Below are 19,743 nucleotides of genomic sequence, written 5' to 3'. Positions count from 1 at the left end.
GCCGCTTTTTTTTATTCTGCTTGCACCACTCCTGATGAGTTGAATTTCTGCACCCGGCTGTTGCCGGCCTCTGAAACATAGAAGTTGCTGCCAGCGTCGACCATGATGTCGATTGGCATTGTAAACTCTCCGGCGGCAGCACCTGCTTGACCATAGGTGGTCATGTGCGCGCCGTCAGCAGAGAAGCGAACGATTTTATTTCCAGCGGCATCCGCTGCTAAAATACTGCCGTCTTTGTCTACGGCAATGCCGAGGATAGTGGTGATATTACCTGCGGCACCCGGCAAAATTGTCCAAGCTACGCTGTTATCCGGGTTGATTTTCACCAATGCGCGGAATGGGGCGCCTGGACCCGTATTTTGTGCATCTGAAACAATCACACCACCATCACTGGTTGCCGCAACACTGATGGGTGAAATGATCTGTCCTGCTCCAATGGTTCCAATTTCCACTCCCGCTGTGGTGAGCTTTCGAATTACACCATTGGTGGCATCTGTCTGATAGATAACATCGGCTTCCAGCGTTTTGTCGTAAACGATATCCAGGAAGTACGTTGTGCCTGTTGGAGTGATCTCGCCAGCCGATGTTCCGTCCGGATTGTACTTCATGATTTTTCCAGTAAGCAGGTTAGAGCCGTAAATGATACCCTGACTGTCGATGTCGATATCGTACATCATAGTGCCTGCCGCAAAGGACAGGTCACTGAACCCAGTAGTGTCAAAGCGCTTGATGCCACCCATATCGCTGACATAAGTGTTACCCAGGGTGTCTCGGGCCAGTCCAAGTGCATTCGATAAGGTGGGATCATATTTACGGGCCAAAGCTCCCGTGATTTTGTTGTAAACTCGGGTTGTAGAACTGTTCATGACATAGACTTCATTTCCAGCTTCGGCAAAGACAACGGGGCTGCTCGTGAACTGTGTGGCTCCGGCGCTTCCATCAGTGATAAAGAGCAAGGCTCCGGTCGGATCAAATGAAATAAGATAGCCGTTGCTGTCGCTTTGACTGATCAGGAAGTTGCCATTGGATAAAAGTGTCAGGTCAGCGACGTTGCTGGATGCAACCGTTGCTGGTGCGACCGGCAGGATTTGTGTCGGCCAGGTGACCTTGCTGTCGAAGCTTCCGTTGGGCAGAAATTTTTGCAGTCGATCTGACCAGGTATCCACGACATAAACGTTCCCAGAGGAATCAAGAGTGAATTTGGTGTTACCCCAAAATTCGCCATCAGCGCTGCCGGATGTGCCGGCTCCGTAAGCCGCCATTTGGGCACCGGTGTTTTTGTTGTATTTGCGAATCTGGTAGAAATAGTTCAAAGCCAGATAAACATTGTCAGAAGAATCAAATGCAATGTCTTGGGCAGAAGGGAAGATGCCGCCTTCTTGAACAAAGTCTTTAAAGACACCCTGAGAAACTCCATCAAGATTGTATTTTTGAATGTATTCGCGAATTGCGGTGCCCCCGCTTCTTTCGACAAGACCAACATAGATCAAGCCTGTAGAGTCCACTCCCAAAGAGGTTATTTCACCATCCGGCCACTTCGAGGCGGCAGGAAGAGAAATGCTTTTCAGTGTTTTTCCCTCTGCAGTGAAAACATAAATTTTGTGGTCAAACAGAGAGGCACCAACAAACTTGTTTCCGGGTGCGGCACTCAAAAATGATTTGTCCTGAAGGTTGAAGGCCGGTTGTCCCAGCGGAAAGGTTCCTTTAATAACCGAGACCGCAGGCGATGGATCATCGTCTCCGATGGATGGGGAAATGAGCTGGCCGAAGCGATCCAGACTCATCGTGCATGCCGACGTGGTTAAGGCCAGAATGAGAAGTGCGAGCGAAGTTGAGATTTTCTTGAACATAGTGCGTACCTTCTACGTGCCGTTTACGAGGTTTTCACGTCGTGTTTCATAATACTTTTCGGGATTTGTTAAAGAGCGCTCAAGATAATCAGAGTACTTTTGGAGCACCTGGTGCTTTTAGTGCTCCACGAGATACAAGGAGTCCTCATAAGATGACGTTCCGGTAATGGAAGATATGAGGGAGAGCAGACAGATCTGAGGGAATGTTGTCTCAAAGTGATCACTTTTTGGTCAGCGGTGCCAAAATGACGTTTTGGAGCTGAATAAATACGGTGAGATCCAATTGAATGCTTCTCAGGTTGATACAAGTTGGGTATGAGGTTTGCTATATAGTCCTCTCGGAGAACCAATAATATGAGAGTGTCCGTCCTTGTTAATTCCAAAGCAGGCTCTGTGAATGCAGAGTTGATCGAGGCGAAAGTGCGTGAAGCGCTTTTCCGCTGCGATCTGCGTTTCTGTCGTCCTTCGACGATGACAGAGATGTTTGACTTTGTTCAGGAAGAGCAAGCGAAGAAAACGGATTACTTTATCATTTGCGGTGGTGACGGCACTATCAACGTGGCGATTCAGGCCATCATGAAATATCAAAACGGCGCGCAGATTCCTCCGATTGCCATTGTTCGTTCCGGCACCGCCAACGATTTGGCTCATGAAATTGGTGTATCCACCAGAATTGATACCGCTGTTCGCAATATCTTTGAAGGTGTTGTGAAAAACATCGACGTGATTGAAGTCAGCTCGGGTGAACAAGTCGCTTACATGCTGACCAACGGAGGTCTGGGACTTCCGGCCAAAGCGGCCGAACTGGCTAATAAATTCCGTTCTCACTTGCAGACCTTGGCGAATTGTCCGAAGTCAGCAAAGGCTTATCGTTTCCTTGCACAGAAAAGTTATCACGCGGTCAAAAAAATGGGGCCGAGTGTTTATTCCATGATGACCGCCGAAGCGATTCGCACCTGGAATCCGGAAGGCTGGGGTCTGGAAATTGAAATTCCTGGCAAAGTGAATGTCGAAACGTCTTCGCCGATCGTTCTGATCAATAATCAGCAAAAGATCGGCTCCAGTTTTGTTCCGGCGCCGTTTACCTCCAATACAGACGGTACGGTGAACCTGCTTCTTTCTGAAACCAACAGTATTCCTGGGCACACTTTGGCGGCTTACCATCTTCGTCGCGGTTCCGTCGAGAAATCTCCGGTCTTTAAGTCTTTCGAGCTGAAAGAGTTCAGACTAAAGAGCCAGAATCCCCAGCGCGCTTTGACTTTCTTTGGGGATGGCGAGATCCTTCTCAGAGATGTTCAGGAAATCACAGTTCGTTGCCTGCATCACGGACTGCCAGTCATGGTCCGACAATAGTTCTATTCGGAGGTCATCGTGACCAAACCACGCATTCTTGTTACCGGAGGCACTGGCTTCCTGGGTAAACAGGTCATTCCTTTGCTTCGCGAAAAATTCGAAGTGGACGTGTTGTCCCGTTCAGGCAAGACTGAAGTCCAGGGAGACCTTTGTCAGTGGAATGCGGGCCTGGATCTGGACGCTCTTCGCAAAAAGAAATACGCGCTGTTCCTGCACATGGCTGGACTGTATGAGCTGACCGCATCCAAAGTGGATTGCTATCAGCACAATATCTCGGCCATGGGCACGGCTTTGAAGGTGGCCGAATCTCTTGAAATTCCCTTCTTCGTGAACACCAGCACCGTGGCGGCCGGGATCAATTCCCCGTTGACGGTGGTGAAACCCAACGATTTGAACTTCCAAAAGACTTTTCCGGATGCTTATTCGGAATCCAAAGCCCATGGAGAACAGGTTCTGCAAAACTGGCCGATGGTTCACACCACCGGTCGTATCAACCTGCGCTTGGGCGTCTTGGTCGGGGACACCAAAACGGGCCGTATCGAGCGCATCGATGGTCCTTATCATTCGGCGGAGGCCTTCAATAAAATCCGCTCGGTGGTTGAATCCATTCCGACGTCATTGCCTCTTCCGGGGAATGACAAAACCCGTTTGCCGCTGGTTCCGGTCGACAAGTGTGCTGAAGCCATTGTGAAATTCTGTGAGTGGGCGGTGCAGACCAAACCTCAGGGGTATCACAGTTTCCACGTGACCCCGAATCAGGGGTTGGCGGTTCGTGATCTTTATCTTTCGGCCTTGAAGTCCCAGGCAATTCCTCACAAAGGAGTGATCCTGGTCGATAAGATTTCCGAAGCCCTGGTGCTGAAGCTTTCCAGTTTCATCGCACGCTTTCCGGAAGAAGAGCTGCATTACCTGATGAACTTCCCGATATATGACACCACCAGCACCCGGGAAATCCTGGGTGAAACATGGTGTCCTGAATTCTTCCAATACGAACAAAAATTCTGGAGCGGATATGAAGCGTACGTATCGAATCGCTGAGATCAGTTTCGGACGCCCGCACTGGGATGCCGCTTATGAATTTGACTTTGCCGGGGATCACTATGAAGTTCAGCGCTTCAGTGCCAACTTCTCGGTTGATGCGGTTGTCAGACTGATCGAAACCCTGCGCAATCAGGTGGATGCCTTTGCCTTGACCAGCTTGCCACCAGTGATCAAGCTGGATCAGAAAAGCTATGTTCACCGTCAATACCTGGAAATCATGGCAACGCCGTCCCCGGTACCTCTGTGTGACGGGACGGGTTTGCGTGAAATCGCCAATATCAATTCTTTGGTGAAACATATCGAATCCGGAGTCATTCAGCCGGAACGCGGGACGTTCTTCCCCACAGCAGTGCTTTGCACGGAGCTTGAAGAATACATCCGTCACCGTTACCGCAAATCAGTCTATATCGGCGATGCGTACTCGCTATTGGGTCTGCCATGGATGATTCAGCCCTTCCCGGGTTTGATGACTCTTTCAAAGCTGGCTTTGAATGTGGCGAACATCAAAGACATGAAGCGAAACACGCCGCTGGCGCAAACCAAGATGCAAAAGATCAGCCGGTCTTCTTTGGCCGCGCAGGTTGAAAATGTGCAGTACGTGTTCTGTGATCTGCCGATGTTGCTTTTGTTCGATCAGGCGACGGACTTTGTGCGCGGCAAGGATCTGGTGATCTGGTCAGCGCACCCGGCGATGGAGGAAGAAGCCAAAAAGTATTCCCCACGCAGTATCATCAATCTGTTCCCTGAAAACTACCGGGTGCATCCGTACATGAACTATTCTGTTCTGGATGCCATGCTGCGCTTGTCGCACAAACGCACGGCGGCTTTGTCCATCGAAGAATGGGAACAGCTCATCACCGAGGACGTCGAGATCCGTCAGGTGGCGCGCAAGTACGTGATGACCAGAAACTCATCGACGCAGACAAAGATCTCTCAAGGCTTCAATGCGGTTCGAAATAAGGTCTTCAGCCAGCCGGAGCCGGATTTTGCCTTCGTGATTCATGCGCTTTCTCATAATGACTTTATGCATGTGCCGGGACTGGGCGTGCTGAAGCACATGCCAAAAACCTGGAATGATCCGTTTGACCGTATGGCTGCGAAAGCGCCGCCGTTCGTCTATGGTCATATCAAACACATCATCAGTGAAAGCAACGGCAAGGAAATCAACGGGATTATCTATGCCTTGCCAGCGACCCCGAAGGTGCTGAAGAATTCGGACCCGGAAGTGATCTATCGCAAGATTGAAAGCATCTGTTACGATGCCGCCAATCGAGGCGCGAAAATGATCGGCCTTGGCGCTTACACCAAAATTGTGGGCGATCAGGGAATCACCATCAATCAAAACAGCCCGATTCCGGTCACCACCGGGAACAGCCTCAGTGCCTCGGCCACGTTATGGGCACTGGCGGATGTGGTGCAGAAGATGCGTCTGTTGAAGCAGGATCCGAACACGGGCTATGTCGATGGCATGGCGATGGTGATCGGGGCGACCGGCTCCATCGGTAAAGTTTCGGCGAAGTTGCTGTCGATGATCTTTAAGCGCCTGTGTCTGGTGGCTCCACGACTCAACCGTCTGGAAGAGCTGCGCCAGGAAATCCAGCAGATGTCGCCAAACTGCGAGGTGACTATCACCACCGATGCCAATGAGCTGGCGGCGGATGCCGATGTCCTGGTGACGGCAACGTCAGCATTTGATCACAAAATCGTCGATGTCATGCGCTTGAAGCCAGGAGCGGTGGTGTGTGACTGTTCTCGTCCATTGGATTTCGACATTGAAGATGCCAAACAGCGTCCCGATGTACTGATTATTGAATCAGGTGAAGTGGTGTTGCCGGGACCAGTGGAAATGAATTTTGATATGGGTCTTCCGGGGAACACGGTGTATGCGTGTCTGGCGGAAACAGCGCTGCTGACTTTGGAAGGTCAGTACGAGCCTTTCACTATGGGCCGCGATATCGAGTGGCACAAAGTAAAACAGATATATCAGATGGCGAAACGCCACGGGGTTAAACTTGCGGCGATTCAGGGGCATACCGGAATCATCACCGACAAGGAAATCGAACTGACCCGCGAACTGGCGTTGTCTAAAAGAAAAAAATAAGGAGATGTCATGAAGACACTTTTGGCGATCAGCAGCTTGTTATTCTCTTTGCATGCCCTGGCGGAAAATCCTGCAGAATGGGTAAAAAAAGCGGACAATATCCGCAACCCTGCTGAATCCTATGAAATGAAAATCAAGGTTGAAACCTCTGAAAACACCTCGGTGTTCCAGGTTTATTTGAAAGGTCAGGACAAAACCCTGATCGTCACCAAAGAACCGGCCCGCGACAAGGGCCGCAATATGCTGATGCTGGACCGTGATTTCAACGCGTATGTTCCGAATCTGAAGCGTTCCATGCGATTGTCTTTGGCGCAAAAGCTGTCCGGCCAAGTCGCAAACGGGGACATCTCCCGCACCCGCTGGTATGGGGACTATGATGTGACCAAAGAAAGTGAAAATACCAACGAAGTTCAACTTCTTTTAAAGGGGAACAAAGACAATCTGACTTATGCATGGGTTCGCCTGTGGCTTAAGAAAGGCTCCTTTGCTCCCTTGCGTGCGGAATACCTGGGTCTGAATGGAAAGACCGTTTTGAAGCGCGCGGCTTTTGAAGATTACAAAAACATCTCGGGCGCCTTCCGTCCGACGACTTTGAAAATCGAAGACACCAACAAACAAATCAGCTACATCCGCATTCTTTCCATGGACAAGAGGGACTTCAGTGATTCCTTCTTCACGGTCCGCAATATGGAGAGCATGAAGTAAGTGAGATTTCTGGTTCTTCTTGCACTTCTGATGATGACTCCGTGGGCGAGGGCAGACCTGGTGTTTGCGCCTCGTTACGAGTATATCCGTGGTCAAGAGGACGAACTTGCCAATCGTTTGATTCTGAAAGGCAAACTCAACAGCAACCTGGGGCCCTTCGGAATCTTCATTGAAGGTTTCGGCGACTTTGAAGGCAACGAAGATCAGGCCTATATTCGCCGGTCTCCGTCCAAAGGATACTTGCAGGAAGCCTATCTGGAATTCAAGCTGGATTCTTTCTATGTGCGTGTGGGCCGTCAGGCCATCCGCTGGAGTGAAATGTGGTCCCTGCCTTCTCTCGATGTATGGTCGGGCCGTCGCTGGGCAAGGCTTTTCTTTGATCCTTTCCAGGATCAGCTGACTCATCCGACCGGGGCGTCTTTTTCTTATGCCCGTGAAACGTGGTCTTTGGATCTGGTCGGAATCGGGGATGTGGCAGAGTCCACCTATCCCATCCCGGCACCAGAGCCTGTGGAAGAAAAAAACACCAGTTTTGGTGGCCGTTTGAAGATGGACGTCAAAGGTTTTGGTCTGTCGTTGGTGTCTGCACAGATTCTGAATCGCAATCACTATGGTTTCACCGCCAACTATGCCTTTGAAACCGCAGTTCCCAAATTTGAGTACGGCTATGTGGACGACACCACTTTGCCGGACACGATCAAAAGTGATCGCAGCTTTGGTACGGTGGGGATGGATCTGTTCCTGGGGAACTGGGTGGTGCTGCCACAGGTGACGGCTTATGAGGTCAACACACTGACGGGGACGCAGACTCAGGTGTCTTATTACGTCAGTGCGCAGTGGAATCCGAACCGTCATGACGTGTTCTTCCAGCTTTATCAGAACGATACCACCAAGGATCTTTTTGTGAATGGCAGTTATGGTTATAACTGGACGGACTATTTTACCTCCACCATCTTTGCCCAGAGTTATCAGGGGAAAGACGGCGGGCTTTACGATATGTATGAAGAAATCACCGGCGGTTATGTTGTCGGTTTGCGTTTGGAATTTACCGGCAGTTTGCCTTTTTAAAGGGAGTCAGCAATGGCAAAAGAATACTTCTCTGATTTGAACTACACCCTGTCCAACGAAGATACGCGCATTGAATTTGAACTGTTGCCCGAAGGCGCCAACCGCGTATTCAGCATCGCTGGATCCGGGGCTCGCTGTCTGCCGCTGATTGCGAAGAACCCGAAGAATCTGGATGTGATCGACATGTCGGTCAGTCAGTTGTATTTGTGCGAGCTGCGCCTGCAGGCGATGAAGACATTGAGCTATGAGGAATACCTGTTCCTGATGGGCTATCGCGGGGCTTTGCAAGGGGGGCATGACGAAGGCGACAGTCGTGAAGAGCTGTTCAAGCGTCTGACCTTATCTGCCGCAGCCACCAGTTACTGGCAAGAGCGCATGGAAGGTTGGAAACCGCGTGGTTTCATTCTGTTGGGCCGCTGGGAATCCCACTTCCAGAAGCTGGGTTATTTGTTCCGTGATGTCTTGCAGTGTGATTTCAGTAAGGTGTTTGCCGCACAGACTCTCTCTGAACAGATCGAGCTTTATGAAAAGCACTGGCCGAAAATCCGCTGGAACAGCTTTATACGTGTGGCGGCAAGTGAATTTGTCTTTAATAAATACCTGTACAAAGGCCATTTCAGTGGTCGCGCCGACCACAAGACCGAACAGCGCGCTCCATGGCAGTTTATCATGGAAGAGTTTGACCGTATCTTCCGCACGCAGTTGGTTCGCAAAAACTATTTCATGCAGATCCTTTTCCTGGGGCGTATTGCCTATGAAGAAGGCCTTCCCTTGGAAGCGCACGAACACATTGTTGCGGCGGTGAAAAAGTCGAAAACCGAAGTGCGCTATTTACACGGCAATCTTCTGGAAGAGCTGCCAAAGCATGCCTATGACTTTATCTCTTTGTCCGACACGATTTCTTATCTTGAACAGCGCGATGCCAATCAGATTTTGCAAAGACTGAACACAGATAGCAAAGCCGGCACCCAGATGGTGATCCGATCCTTTATGCGTGCGCCAACGGCAATTGATCTGAAGGGGTGGGAAGAGCTCGGCGACAAGAATGTCTGGGCCCAAAACAAAGATGGAACTGGCGTTTACCAGTTCCATATATTTAGAAAAGTCGGCGGTTGAAAACGGCCGCTCTGACTGCGTTGTCGGCAAGCCTTCTCGCTCCGACGTGCTTAGAGCACGCCTGCGCTGCGAGGGCTTACCTCCGCCTTGCATAGCAACCGTTTTGAATCGCCTTTGGTTCCCGGTTGCTTGTCTTATTTACTTTTCGGTGCAGCTGACGTCGGCTGTTTGTCCGTAAAGGGCCATCTGGCCGTTGCCGGATTCATCCAACATCAGTTCGACTTTTCTTGGGTTCGACTCGCTGACTTGGCCTTTGACGGCGACAATGTGTTCTTTCGTGTGCTTGATCACCAGGAAGCGTTCTTTTTGTTCGCTCAGATAGTTCACGGTGATGGTTTCTTCACCGCCATCGCGGTCTAAAGTCAAATAATCCATGATATGGGATTGAGTCGTGCACTCCAGGCCATAAGCGGAAGCGTTCACGGCGGAAAGACTCAAAGCTACAAGGACGAACGATTTCAGAATTTTCATATAATCTCCATTTTTAAGTCACACGGGGACAGGTGCGAGAGTTATGCCCATTTCAGAGGGAAAACGCAGGCTTTACGACGGGCTTTGCTGTCTAAGTTTTTGACAATGTGACGTTTTACTGAACTCTTTTCAGGCGGCTTTGTGAATTATCACAGAATGTTTAGATCGCCTCGTGTTTGTGGTAGAACGTGGCCTCTGTTTTTAACTTGTGAGGTCAAAATGAAATTCAAGCTTCTCGTGGGAGCTCTGGCTTTTGTGGCGGGTTCCTGGGCGCAAAAAAGTGCGGCCTATCTGATTGCTTCTGAACCGGCAAAGCTTCGTGCAGGCGTTCCTACTGACGTATTTGTAGCGGGTTTTGGTAATGACCAGGGGACACAGTTCCTTCAGTCTGCGATCATTGGCGCTAAAGTCTCCCGTGACCGTTTTCCACAAAGACAGCGCGTGATTATCAGCGCGGTGAATGAATCCCTGTCCGCGGAAAGCGCGATGCTGGCTAATGCAGGCTTTGGCTTCCGTAAGGCTGACAACGACGATCTGGGTAAAGAACGCCTGGTATTGGCTCTGCAGTATTTGAATGCGCCGATTTCTTCTTTACAGTTCTATGGACATGCCAATACCTATAATGGTTTCCGCCTTCAGGACAAACGGGACCGTTTGGATCATGAAGACGAAGAGTTCGCACAACTGGGCAGCGTTTTGGCGCCGAATGCCTTTGTGGTGTTCCATTCCTGCAACTCGGGTTGGCTGTTGGCCCCGGCGGCTGCAAAAATGTGGCGTCGCCCGGTGTTTGGTTCTTTCGCATCCTCTGACTTCCAAGAGATGATGACTGACGGCAACTGGTACTATCACGATGTTGGCTATTATCCAGATAACCTGACTCGTATCGGAACCACGTCCCGTATCACTCAGCAGACCCTGGAATGCACGACAAAAAAATGTCTGCGTTTGAAGCCCGTGAACTCTCCTTATGTGGATTCTTTCGGTACATTCAGCCGTGGTTTGGGCTTCTATAAAGTGTTCTCTCCGGTGGATGCTTTGATTCCTCAAGCGATGATTCACTTCACATTGTTAACTCCAACTGTGAAGCCACTGACTTTGCAGTCTTCCCGTGCTGATCTTCTTGAAGCGGTGAAGGACTGGATGTGTCCTTCTGACAAGTCCGGCGTTCGCCGCAGAGCTTGTTCTGAGGCTATTGACACTCAAGCTTTCATGACCAACCCGACATTGAGCTTCTTCAACGGCACACCTGTGGCCTGCAACAACACCAGTTGCTCCACGACAGTGAAATGTAAAGTTCTGAAGAAACTTGTTGGCGCAGTTCCCTGCACGACGGTGGATCTGGATTCCCGCAAGTCCACAGTGTTCTCTGATCAGCTGAAGATGATCTTCAAAGGTCTTGAACAGTTTGAATTGGGAACTTTGAAACTTTAGTCCCTAAAAATGCTTTCCCCAAAAAGCAAAAGGGCTGCGATAAATTTCGCAGCCCTTTTTTTTTTCGGACTCGCCGGCAGTGCTGGAGCACCGGCAGGTGCGCAAGCTGAAGCAGCGCCGCTATTCTGACAGGATTTTGATGGTTCCGGCTTTGGCGTCAATCCGCACGCGCATTCCGGTTTTCAGTTTCTTGGTCAGCCCTGGGATGCTGACGATCGCCGGGATTCCCATTTCTCGGGCCACGATGGCGGAATGCGAAAGCAGACTTCCTCGTTCCACCAGCAGACCTGAAATCGACGGATACAGTGGCACCCATCCTGGATCGGTTCGGGCAGTGACCAGAATCTCGCCATTCAGATCCAGGTTGTCGCTTGGATTGATGATGACTTTCACCACACCTTCAAGCACCCCCGGACAGCACGGCAGACCTTTCAGATCCCAGTCGCCAGTTTCACTGCTGACCTGTGACAGGTCTTCTTCTTTGATGAATGTGTTGTTCCAATAAACCGCTCCACGGGTCATAACACGCGGGTCGGTTTCTTCAGTGAAGCGGGCATAGTCCTTCTTGCGAAGTTCTACGAAGGCTTTCAGATCGAATGACGGCAGGGTGCCGTTGTAAATCCCAAAGACCTCTTCGATGGTCAGCCAGAAGATATCACGGGAATTCTCCAGAGCGCCCAAGGAAGCCAGGTCTTCACCGATAGTCTGGAAGATCGTGCGCGCAATCCCGTAGATACGGGTGCGGGCAAAGCGGGTGTTTTCGCGGTTTTTCACCGCTTTGCGGGCGTGTTTCAGAACCCAGAAATAGATTTTCTGTTTTATGCCCGTCAGATGCCCGGCCACTTTGGCTTCGGCCTGCTGACGCAGATTCTTTTCGTGAGTGTCGTCATGGGCTTCCACCTGACCGGATTTCAGATAGTTCTTCAGACACACAAACAGATAACTTGGGTCGGTCAGAAGATCGATCTCTTCCAGTTTCATTTCGCTCATGCAGCGGAAGCCGAAGCGATCCAGATAGTCCAGCACCAGCTTATAGAACTCGGTGTATTGAGACTGATTCAGGGCTTCAAGGCCTTCTTTCGGATCGGTTTCTTCAATCAGTTTGCGCAGGCCTTCATTCTGGTTGGCTTTTGCTGCCAGTCGCAACAACGCCTTGGTGGGTTCGGCACTTTCCAGTCCGCCTTCGCCAGCCAGAAGATCATTCTGAATGGTGGAATCAAGTTCCTTCAGCCAGGTGGTCGTCAGTTTGCGCAAAAGACCAAAGTGCACCATGCACAGGAAGTCATTGATGATCGGCGCCTTCCAGCGGCCCAGCATGTTTCTTTCCACATCCATGTACACGCGTATCAACTGATCTCCGCGCATGCGTTTTAGCGGCATGGCGCGGAAACGGTCATAGTCCTTGTGGAAGGTGGTCAGGAAGTCGTCAACGACTGTCTGAATAGTGAAGTGGTATTTGATAAAGTTAAAGCCCGTGATCGCCTTGCGCAGGCGGCCCACCGGAGTGTCCCAGGAAGGATGGGGCTTGATACGATTGGCGATTTCATCGCTGAGTGCTTCAGAAACACCCATCATGGTTTCCATGAACTCGCGGTTTTGTTTAAAGCCCGGCAAGACACCGACCAGCTTGTACCAGTTAAACAGATTATAGTAAACGCGTCCGTTCAAAGACCCCAGCATATAGCTTAGGTACGAGTCCATGTCCTTGATGATGTCATTGGGAACCCCCAGAACCTCACAGAACTGCACATAGACGGCTTTGTAGTTTCTCAGTGCGAAGCTGAAACTCAATGGCGACGTCAATCCCCCATAGGATTCGATGATGTTCGAGTTATCCCAAAGGTTCGGATAACCAATCAGATCCTGATCAAGGCTTGTGACCGGACGGGTCTGCAGAATATAGATCTTGCCACTTTCCACGGCCCACTCGATATCTTGAGGCCGGTGGTATTGTTCCTGGATTTTTTGTCCCAAGCGGTACAGGCCATTCATTTCTTCAGAATTTAAAGAGGCGGTGTTCACTTTATCCGCGCTGACCGGCTTCATTTCGCAATGACCGGAGGCGGACTTTTTCATCATCTCTTTTTTCTCGACCAGTTCTTCACGCAGCATCTTTCCGCTTTTGGCATCAAGCCAGAACGAATCCGCATCCAAAGCTCCGGAAACAAGGCCCTCGCCCACGCCATACACCGAGGAAACGACGAAGGTGTCGGTTTTTTTCGCCACGGGGTCACAGGTGAACAAAACACCGGATTTATCCGGATCAATCATGCGCTGAAGAACCACAGACACCGAGATTTTCTTAAGATCAATTTTGTTTTCCAGGCGGTACACCAGACCGCGTTCAGAAAACGCCGAAGCCCAACACTGACGAATGTATTTCAGAATGTCGGCTTTGCCAGAGACATACAGATAGCTTGAAAGCTGTCCGGCAAAAGAATGCGACAGACTGTCTTCGTCCGCGGCGGAAGAACGCACGGAAAAGACCTTGTCAGACCCCAGGGAATGCAAGGCTTCTTCCAAAGAAGATTCAACCGTTGCCGGCAGGGGAGTTGATTCAAACAAACTTAGAACTTCTTTTTCCGCCAAAGCGGGTGTCAGCTCCTGACGAAGCAGGCGGTCTAAAATTCCTTCCAGACGGACTTTCACGTCCGCGGACTGCAGGAATTCATGGAAGTAGCGCTTGCCAAAAACCACCCATTCAGGAACCGGCAAGCCGGCCTGGGACATCAGATAAAGATTGAAGCCTTTACCACCGGCTTCGTTCTTTGCAAAAAACAGGGTCGATTTGGGGGTGACAAGCATGGTTAAACTCCCAAGATACAAATAAGGATGATGTAGTGAACAAGCAGATAAACGCCGCTGATATTTCTAAAGAAGGCCGCTGTCTTGCGTGATTTACGCAAAAGATAGGCAAGGCTCACAGCCACATACAGGGTCAAGGCTATCGGTGGCCACAGGCTGGGATGCAGGAAATAGATCAAAGCCACACCCAAAACCGCCTGACTTATTGATAGGGCCCAGGCTCCGGTGCACCCAAAAATATTGGAATAGCTGGGAACATGGTCGCGCTCTTCTTCAGGGGCGAAGGTCTTTCGGGCAAATTCAAACAAGTTGAAAAAGAACCAGTTCATCAAAAAGAACAGACCGTGTTCGGTCTTTAGCTGGGTCAGATCCATGCCGGTCATGGCAACGCCCGCGGACAATCCCAACAAGGCACTTACGAAGGTGTGAGACACCGCATATGTCGTCAGATGCGGGCGCAGCAGATCCCCGATGAAGAACTCTTCGTACATCATCAGGCTGTAGCCAATGGCAATGGCGTGCACCAGGAAAGGTGAAAGCCCCAAAGAACCAGCGATCACCAGTTCCAGCACGATCAGAACCAACAGGGCTTTTTTGACCTGCGCTACGGACAAAACCCCGCGCGCCAGAGGGCGGGTGGGGTTGATCTTCAGGTCGACTTCATAGTCCTTGATTTCATCAAACAGGCGCATGCGGAAAAAGAACGACAGCAGCAGCACAAAAACCACGGCGAAGCGGGACCAGTTCCAGTCCTGCTCTAGCGAGTTGGTCAGATACAACCCGTTGGCCCACGTGAACAGCAATATCATGGGCACATAAGAGGCCGGACTGAATCTTTCTTTGACCAGGATCCACCACTTAGCCAATGACAACTCCTGGTTCCTTCAGTTGGTCACGCAGCACTTTGTATTCAACTTTGGAATGGTGGCGCGGATCCATCGGAACCTTGTTGACGAATTTGATCTCATCCACCGGGATTTTGTTCTTTTCAAAGACACGCTGGATTTCTTTTTTCGCAGTGGCAAAATCAAAAGTTGCCGCGTCGATGCCTTCTTTCAGTTCGACGACCGCATAAGTGGCCTGGCCGAGCTTCGCATCATCCATACCCAGGAAAGCACAGCGATAGGTGAAGTCCATACGCTTTAACAGAACTTCGGCACGAACCGGGAAGTAGTACTTGCCGGCGCGTTCGATGGCGTTGTTCACCCGGCCCACGATCCACAGGTTCTTGTCGGGATCAATGTAAGCCAAGTCGCCTGTGCGATGCCATACGCGGTTCTTTTCATCCATAATTTTTGTGGTCTTGAAGGCCTCTGGATTGTTGTAATAGTCGCGGCAGACGTGGTCCCCCGTGCAGATGAATTCACCCACTTCACCGTTGGCAACCTCGATCTGGGACCATGGGGAGTCCTTCAGTTCGATGGGACCATCTTTGATACGGATGAAACGATAGTCGATGTCTTCACTGATATGACCGACGTTCACACCTTCCTCGATGATTTCAGGGTCGGTGATATTGCTTTCTTTCAGCATGTCGCGGCCTTCAATGTGGGCCATCGGTTCTGCTTCTGTCGAACCATACAAAATCCACAGATCGGTTTGCGGAGCGATTTCATAGAATGCTTTGACGTCATCCTTGGAAATCGGCGCTCCACCAGTCACCACCCGGCGCAGTCCGGTCAGCTGGATGTTGTTTTCTTTACAGAACTTGGCGACCCCCACCAGCATACTCGGTGACAGGGTCGTGCAGTTGATATTTTCATGCAGAATCTGACACGCCAGCAATGCCGAGTCGTGGGCCGCCGGAGCCGCCAGATTCAACGCTGGCAAAATGGTGGTTACACCTGAAGCCAGATTGTTCAGACTGAAAATCGGGAAGGCCGGCATGTCCTTGTCTTTCTCGGTGTACGGAATCACGTGAGAAAGCGCATGGTGCTGGGCCGAAAGGAAACGGTGAGTGCGGTTGGCACCCTTGGGCTTTCCTGTGGATCCTGTGGTGAAAGTGATCAAAGCGGTGAATTCGCTTTCCACCGGTTCAATGGGTGAAGGATCTGCTTTCAGCAGCTCTTCAAACTTGTGCGTGAACTTGTCGCCAGGGCCGTACAGAACACGGATCGGCATGGACTTGAATTCCGGCACCTGTTCCACCAGATCAAACGCCATTTTAAAGCTGATCATGGCTTTCGGGCCCACGCATTCTGCGGAAGCACCCAGATGGTGACTGCGTGCCCAGGAATCCAGGAACACGGCAATGGCGCCAATACGCTGAACCGCAAACATGGCGGTGTACATGTCCAGACTCATCGGCAGGAAGATGATAACCCGGTCGCCTTTTTTGATGCCGATATCCATCAGGCCCCGTGCAAACGAGTTGATGCGGGCGGCGAAATGGCGATAGGTGATTTCATCGTGTTTGATCGGGGTTTTCGGATCCCCGTTCCACTGCGCTAAAGCTTGCGGGTTGGCCCAGCGCAAAGCCACGCGTTCTGGGAATTCGCTCAGGTGTTTTTCCATGTAGGTGATGACGTTGTTTCGTCCGTCTTCACCTGGATAGTAGCCGATCTTGCTGTCAGAGTCTGAAGCATTGCTGCTGGCTTCTGTCGTCAGTACTTTCAGAATGTCCTGAACGTGAGACCACAGCAGTCCATGTCCGGCATTGTCGACATGGACAATTTTGTGGGACGGGTATTTAGAGACGATTTCATTCTGTGCGTAATCCTGACTGATCTTGTCCTGGCGGCCATAGATCACCGTCACCGGAACTTTGCAGACATCACCCGAGGACCACGGCTGAGCTTCCATTTTCATTTTGTTGGCGACAGTTTTTTGCCACAGCTTCCAGTCCTGCAGGCGTTCTTGAACCTTGGCCAGATACGGAAGAGCATCGGCTTTCAGGGGATGAATCAGATCAGCAAAGAAACCGTCTTTGGATTTTGTATGGCTCGATTGAATCAGCTTGTCGCCCAGAATCGGCAACTGTAAGAGTCCCTTGGCCACGGCCGAAAGGGGACGCTCCGGTTTGATATAAGGAGTGACCAGCACCACCTGTTCAACATAGTCCTGATACTTTGGCAGGGATTTCAGAATACGATAGCCGCCCCAGGAATGACCCAGCAGAATTTTTTTGGATTTGTCCTGAGTCAGCAGGCGGATCCATTCCTCGCTGTCAGCTTCAACCGCCAGCAGTCTGTAGGCGTTGGGATCCAGACTCTTTTGCAAAAGGCTCCAGTCCTCGGGATGGCCGGGGTTTCCGTGCAGAGCAATGATGGTTTTCATATTCTGACTCCTTTTGAACGAAGCCGGTAAAAATCACGCAAGCGTGGATTGCTTCTGTAAACAGTTCTTTCAGTTTTCTGGTTCTCAAGACCCTGAATCTTACCTTGGGAGGCGAACTCCTGAAGGATCTGCGAGGCTGCTTTTGCTTCGAATGACGCTCCAAGATCCAGGGACTTTAGATAATCCTTTTTATCGGAGGGAACTTCCACGACCTTTAGCAAGGCGCCGTCATCCAGTTTCGAGGTCATTTCATGAATGGAAAATCCTGCCGGGGTGTCTAAAAGATGGGCCCAAAAATCACACATCAGCCCACGCTGATCCGGAAGCAGTCCATGGTGGATGTTCAGGCATCCCATTTTGGGAATGGCCAGCAGTTTCTTTTTGAAAAATGAACGCGTGCGCGCATTCAGAATCAGATCTGGCTGCAGGCGGATCAGCAGAGCCAGGGATTCTTCTGAATTGATGTCCTTGACGACGTACACCTTTTTTCCAGCGGCCTCATAGGCCTGCTGTTTTCGTTTCAGAGAGTTGTCGAAGAAGTTTATCAGCAGTTGCCAGCCCATGCGCGGGGCGGCCAGAGTCAGCATCAACAGGAACGCTTTAAGCAGAATGTCCCAGCTTCGGTTGTCTATAACGACAAGAGCCTCAATATGAGGCTCTTGTGCCAACGGCAACGTCAGCTTGTCGTAGTTGTGCGGAACAAACGTCACCGCCGAGGTGACCAGCAGGGTCCTCATAGATAGAGCTCTTCGATTTTGTCCTTGAAGCGTTGATCCAGCACTTTTCTTTTCACTTTCAGGGACGGTGTCAGTTCGCCGCCTTCCACTGTAAATTCATTGGGAAGAATGACGTATTTTTTGATGCTTTCAAAGCTCGCCAGCTGCGAGTTGGTTTCGGCCACAGCTTTCCTGATCAGATCCTGCACAAACGGGGACTGTACCAAGGAATTCCAGTCGGAATAGCTGACCTGTTTTTCCTTGGCCAGATTTTCCACAGTCGGGCGGTCCAGTGTGACCAAAGCCACGATGTACTTTCTTTGGTCACCGTGGACCAAAACGTTGGCAATGTATGGGGACAGACTGAGCAGTCCTTCCAGGCGCTGCGGTGCCACGTACTTGCCACCTGCGGTTTTAATCAGATCTTTTTTGCGATCAGTGATTTTTAGGTCACCACCAGGCAGGATTTCTCCAATGTCGCCGGTGTGGAACCAGCCATCGGTGAAGGCTTCCTTGGTGGCTTCAGGATTTTTATAGTATTCCTTCATCACCTTGTCGCTCTTTACCAGAATCTCGCCATCTTCCGCAATCTTCAGCTTCACTTCGCCAATGGGACGGCCGACGCTGCCGAATTTATAGTTGAAAGGTGTATTGACCGTAACGGCGGCTGTGGTTTCAGTCAGACCATAGCCTTCCAGAATCAGAATGCCCGCGGCGTGGAAGAACAGGGCAATTTCACGCGGGATCGGCGCACCACCACTGATGGCGAAGCGCAGGCGACCACCGAATGCCGTCGGAATTTTGTCCAGGACAAGTTTTTTTGCAAGTTCGTACTTAACCAGCAGATCCAGCGGCAGAACTTGGCCGCTCATTTTGTATTCGCCGACTTTGGTGCCAATTTCCAGGGCCCAGTTGAAGACTTTCATTTTCAAAGGCTGGGTTTGGATCTGGGCTATGACTGCCGCATAGATTTTTTCAAAGATGCGCGGAACAGAAATCATGAATGTCGGGCGCACTTCGGTCAAATTGCCGCGGATCTTCTCCAAGCTTTCTGCGAAGGCCAGGGTGAATCCGATGTAAGCGTGACCCCAGTGCTCAATACGACCCAAAATGTGGGCATAGGGCAGGAAAGACAAGGAGGTGTCAGCTTCGGTGGCGCCACAAAGAGGGAATGCTTCACTGACTTCGCTGATGGCCTGAAGGTGTGTCATGACCACCCCTTTCGGGCGGCCGGTGGTTCCGGAAGTGTACAAAATCGTGGCGATATCTTCCTGAGTCAGGGATGCACACAGCTCCTGGAACTGGCTGGGGTGTTTTGCCAGATAGTCTTTTCCCATCTGCAAAAGCTTCGGCCACGTGACCACATCCGGGTTCGGGCAGGTCTCGTCAAAGACGATGACCTTTTCCACTTTCGGGCATTTGGATCGGACGGATTCAAAGGTTTTCAAAGGGCCGCGGCTTTCGCAAATCAGGATACGGGATTCGGAGTTGTTCAGAATGTATTCCACATCGTCGGCGGTGTTGTTCTGATAGATCGGAACGGTGATGGCCTTGATACCAAAGATGCCCAGATCCGTTGTGGACCATTCAACACGGGTGTTGGCCATGATGGCAACTCGGTCACCGGGTTTGATTCCCAAAGACAGCAGGGCACAGCCGACGGCTTCGATGTCGGAGTAGTATTCATTCCAGCTTTTTTCTTTCCAGGAATCGTTGACCTTGTATTTGACAGCCACGTGGTGAGGGTTGCGGCTGCGCATGCTTAGAATGGAATGACCCAAAGTGGTGGGCTTCGTCATGATGAAAACTC

The 19,743-nt window shown here is 50.8% G+C and carries 14 protein-coding genes; 7 read left to right on the top strand and 7 right to left on the bottom strand.

Annotated elements, in window-relative coordinates; translation table 11 throughout:
* Positions 1 to 11 precede the first annotated feature (11 nt).
* Entirely contained in the window at positions 12 to 1,850 is a 1,839-nt protein-coding gene (locus tag BD_RS14490; protein WP_011165525.1) for an NHL repeat-containing protein, read from the bottom strand.
* 354 nt (positions 1,851 to 2,204) lie between these two features.
* On the opposite strand from BD_RS14490, the gene BD_RS14485 reads away from it, so the two are divergent.
* From BD_RS14485 to BD_RS14460, 6 genes are read left to right on the top strand one after another with little or no spacing between them, the layout of a single operon-like run.
* A complete protein-coding gene (locus BD_RS14485) occupies positions 2,205 to 3,203 on the top strand; it encodes a diacylglycerol/lipid kinase family protein (RefSeq protein WP_011165523.1) in 999 nt (332 codons plus the stop codon).
* Between the two features lie 18 nt (positions 3,204 to 3,221).
* Positions 3,222 to 4,241: an SDR family oxidoreductase gene (locus BD_RS14480; protein WP_011165522.1), complete on the top strand. Its 1,020-nt coding sequence runs from the start codon at positions 3,222 to 3,224 to the stop codon at positions 4,239 to 4,241.
* Entirely contained in the window at positions 4,216 to 6,345 is a 2,130-nt protein-coding gene (locus BD_RS14475) for a dehydrogenase (protein WP_011165521.1), read from the top strand. The genes BD_RS14480 and BD_RS14475 overlap by 26 nt, the downstream gene beginning before the upstream one ends.
* 9 nt (positions 6,346 to 6,354) lie before the next feature.
* Positions 6,355 to 7,050 (top strand): outer membrane lipoprotein-sorting protein, encoded by a 696-nt coding sequence (locus BD_RS14470; RefSeq protein ID WP_011165520.1) that lies wholly within the window; start codon positions 6,355 to 6,357, stop codon positions 7,048 to 7,050.
* Complete coding sequence (locus BD_RS14465; RefSeq protein ID WP_011165519.1) at positions 7,051 to 8,118, top strand: hypothetical protein; 1,068 nt, start codon at positions 7,051 to 7,053, stop codon at positions 8,116 to 8,118.
* A gap of 12 nt (positions 8,119 to 8,130) precedes the next feature.
* Positions 8,131 to 9,234: a BtaA family protein gene (locus BD_RS14460; protein WP_011165518.1), complete on the top strand. Its 1,104-nt coding sequence runs from the start codon at positions 8,131 to 8,133 to the stop codon at positions 9,232 to 9,234.
* A gap of 138 nt (positions 9,235 to 9,372) precedes the next feature.
* On the opposite strand, the gene BD_RS14455 is transcribed toward BD_RS14460, so the two are convergent.
* Positions 9,373 to 9,705: a hypothetical protein gene (locus tag BD_RS14455; protein ID WP_011165517.1), complete on the bottom strand. Its 333-nt coding sequence runs from the start codon at positions 9,703 to 9,705 to the stop codon at positions 9,373 to 9,375.
* Between the two features lie 219 nt (positions 9,706 to 9,924).
* Here BD_RS14455 and BD_RS14450 point away from each other — a divergent pair, with 219 nt between their 5' ends.
* Positions 9,925 to 11,136: a hypothetical protein gene (locus BD_RS14450; RefSeq protein ID WP_157865723.1), complete on the top strand. Its 1,212-nt coding sequence runs from the start codon at positions 9,925 to 9,927 to the stop codon at positions 11,134 to 11,136.
* 120 nt (positions 11,137 to 11,256) lie between these two features.
* On the opposite strand, the gene BD_RS14445 is transcribed toward BD_RS14450, so the two are convergent.
* Genes BD_RS14445 through BD_RS14425 form a run of 5 tightly spaced genes read right to left on the bottom strand, consistent with a single transcriptional unit; the run spans position 11,257 to position 19,732 of the window.
* Positions 11,257 to 13,941 (bottom strand): phosphoenolpyruvate synthase, encoded by a 2,685-nt coding sequence (locus tag BD_RS14445; RefSeq protein ID WP_011165515.1) that lies wholly within the window; start codon positions 13,939 to 13,941, stop codon positions 11,257 to 11,259.
* A gap of 2 nt (positions 13,942 to 13,943) precedes the next feature.
* Positions 13,944 to 14,807 carry a UbiA family prenyltransferase gene (locus BD_RS14440; RefSeq protein ID WP_011165514.1) on the bottom strand — a complete coding sequence of 288 codons (864 nt, stop codon included), beginning with the start codon at positions 14,805 to 14,807 and terminating at the stop codon, positions 13,944 to 13,946.
* Positions 14,800 to 17,217: an alpha/beta fold hydrolase gene (locus BD_RS14435; RefSeq protein ID WP_011165513.1), complete on the bottom strand. Its 2,418-nt coding sequence runs from the start codon at positions 17,215 to 17,217 to the stop codon at positions 14,800 to 14,802. Before BD_RS14435 ends, BD_RS14440 begins: the two co-directional genes overlap by 8 nt.
* Positions 17,214 to 17,954: a formyltransferase family protein gene (locus tag BD_RS14430; protein ID WP_011165512.1), complete on the bottom strand. Its 741-nt coding sequence runs from the start codon at positions 17,952 to 17,954 to the stop codon at positions 17,214 to 17,216. The genes BD_RS14435 and BD_RS14430 overlap by 4 nt, the downstream gene beginning before the upstream one ends.
* Entirely contained in the window at positions 17,951 to 19,732 is a 1,782-nt protein-coding gene (locus tag BD_RS14425) for an AMP-dependent synthetase/ligase (protein ID WP_011165511.1), read from the bottom strand. Before BD_RS14425 ends, BD_RS14430 begins: the two co-directional genes overlap by 4 nt.
* Positions 19,733 to 19,743: the final 11 nt, after the last annotated feature.

Origin of the sequence: Bdellovibrio bacteriovorus HD100, assembly GCF_000196175.1 — a bacterium.
Lineage (GTDB): Bacteria > Bdellovibrionota > Bdellovibrionia > Bdellovibrionales > Bdellovibrionaceae > Bdellovibrio > Bdellovibrio bacteriovorus.
Note: the sequence above shows the minus strand (reverse complement) of the source record. Positions and strands in the feature narration are given on the sequence as shown.

Bases quoted from the DNA above. Each gene is read 5' to 3' on its own strand.
- BD_RS14490 (WP_011165525.1), bottom strand. From the start codon at position 1,850: ATGTTCAAGAAAATCTCAACTTCGCTCGCACTTCTCATTCTGGCCTTA.
- BD_RS14475 (WP_011165521.1), top strand. From the start codon at position 4,216: ATGAAGCGTACGTATCGAATCGCTGAGATCAGTTTCGGACGCCCGCAC.
- BD_RS14445 (WP_011165515.1), bottom strand. From the start codon at position 13,941: ATGCTTGTCACCCCCAAATCGACCCTGTTTTTTGCAAAGAACGAAGCC.
- BD_RS14485 (WP_011165523.1), top strand. From the start codon at position 2,205: ATGAGAGTGTCCGTCCTTGTTAATTCCAAAGCAGGCTCTGTGAATGCA.
- BD_RS14455 (WP_011165517.1), bottom strand. From the start codon at position 9,705: ATGAAAATTCTGAAATCGTTCGTCCTTGTAGCTTTGAGTCTTTCCGCC.
- BD_RS14460 (WP_011165518.1), top strand. From the start codon at position 8,131: ATGGCAAAAGAATACTTCTCTGATTTGAACTACACCCTGTCCAACGAA.
- BD_RS14430 (WP_011165512.1), bottom strand. From the start codon at position 17,954: ATGAGGACCCTGCTGGTCACCTCGGCGGTGACGTTTGTTCCGCACAAC.
- BD_RS14450 (WP_157865723.1), top strand. From the start codon at position 9,925: ATGAAATTCAAGCTTCTCGTGGGAGCTCTGGCTTTTGTGGCGGGTTCC.
- BD_RS14425 (WP_011165511.1), bottom strand. From the start codon at position 19,732: ATGACGAAGCCCACCACTTTGGGTCATTCCATTCTAAGCATGCGCAGC.
- BD_RS14470 (WP_011165520.1), top strand. From the start codon at position 6,355: ATGAAGACACTTTTGGCGATCAGCAGCTTGTTATTCTCTTTGCATGCC.
- BD_RS14435 (WP_011165513.1), bottom strand. From the start codon at position 17,217: ATGAAAACCATCATTGCTCTGCACGGAAACCCCGGCCATCCCGAGGAC.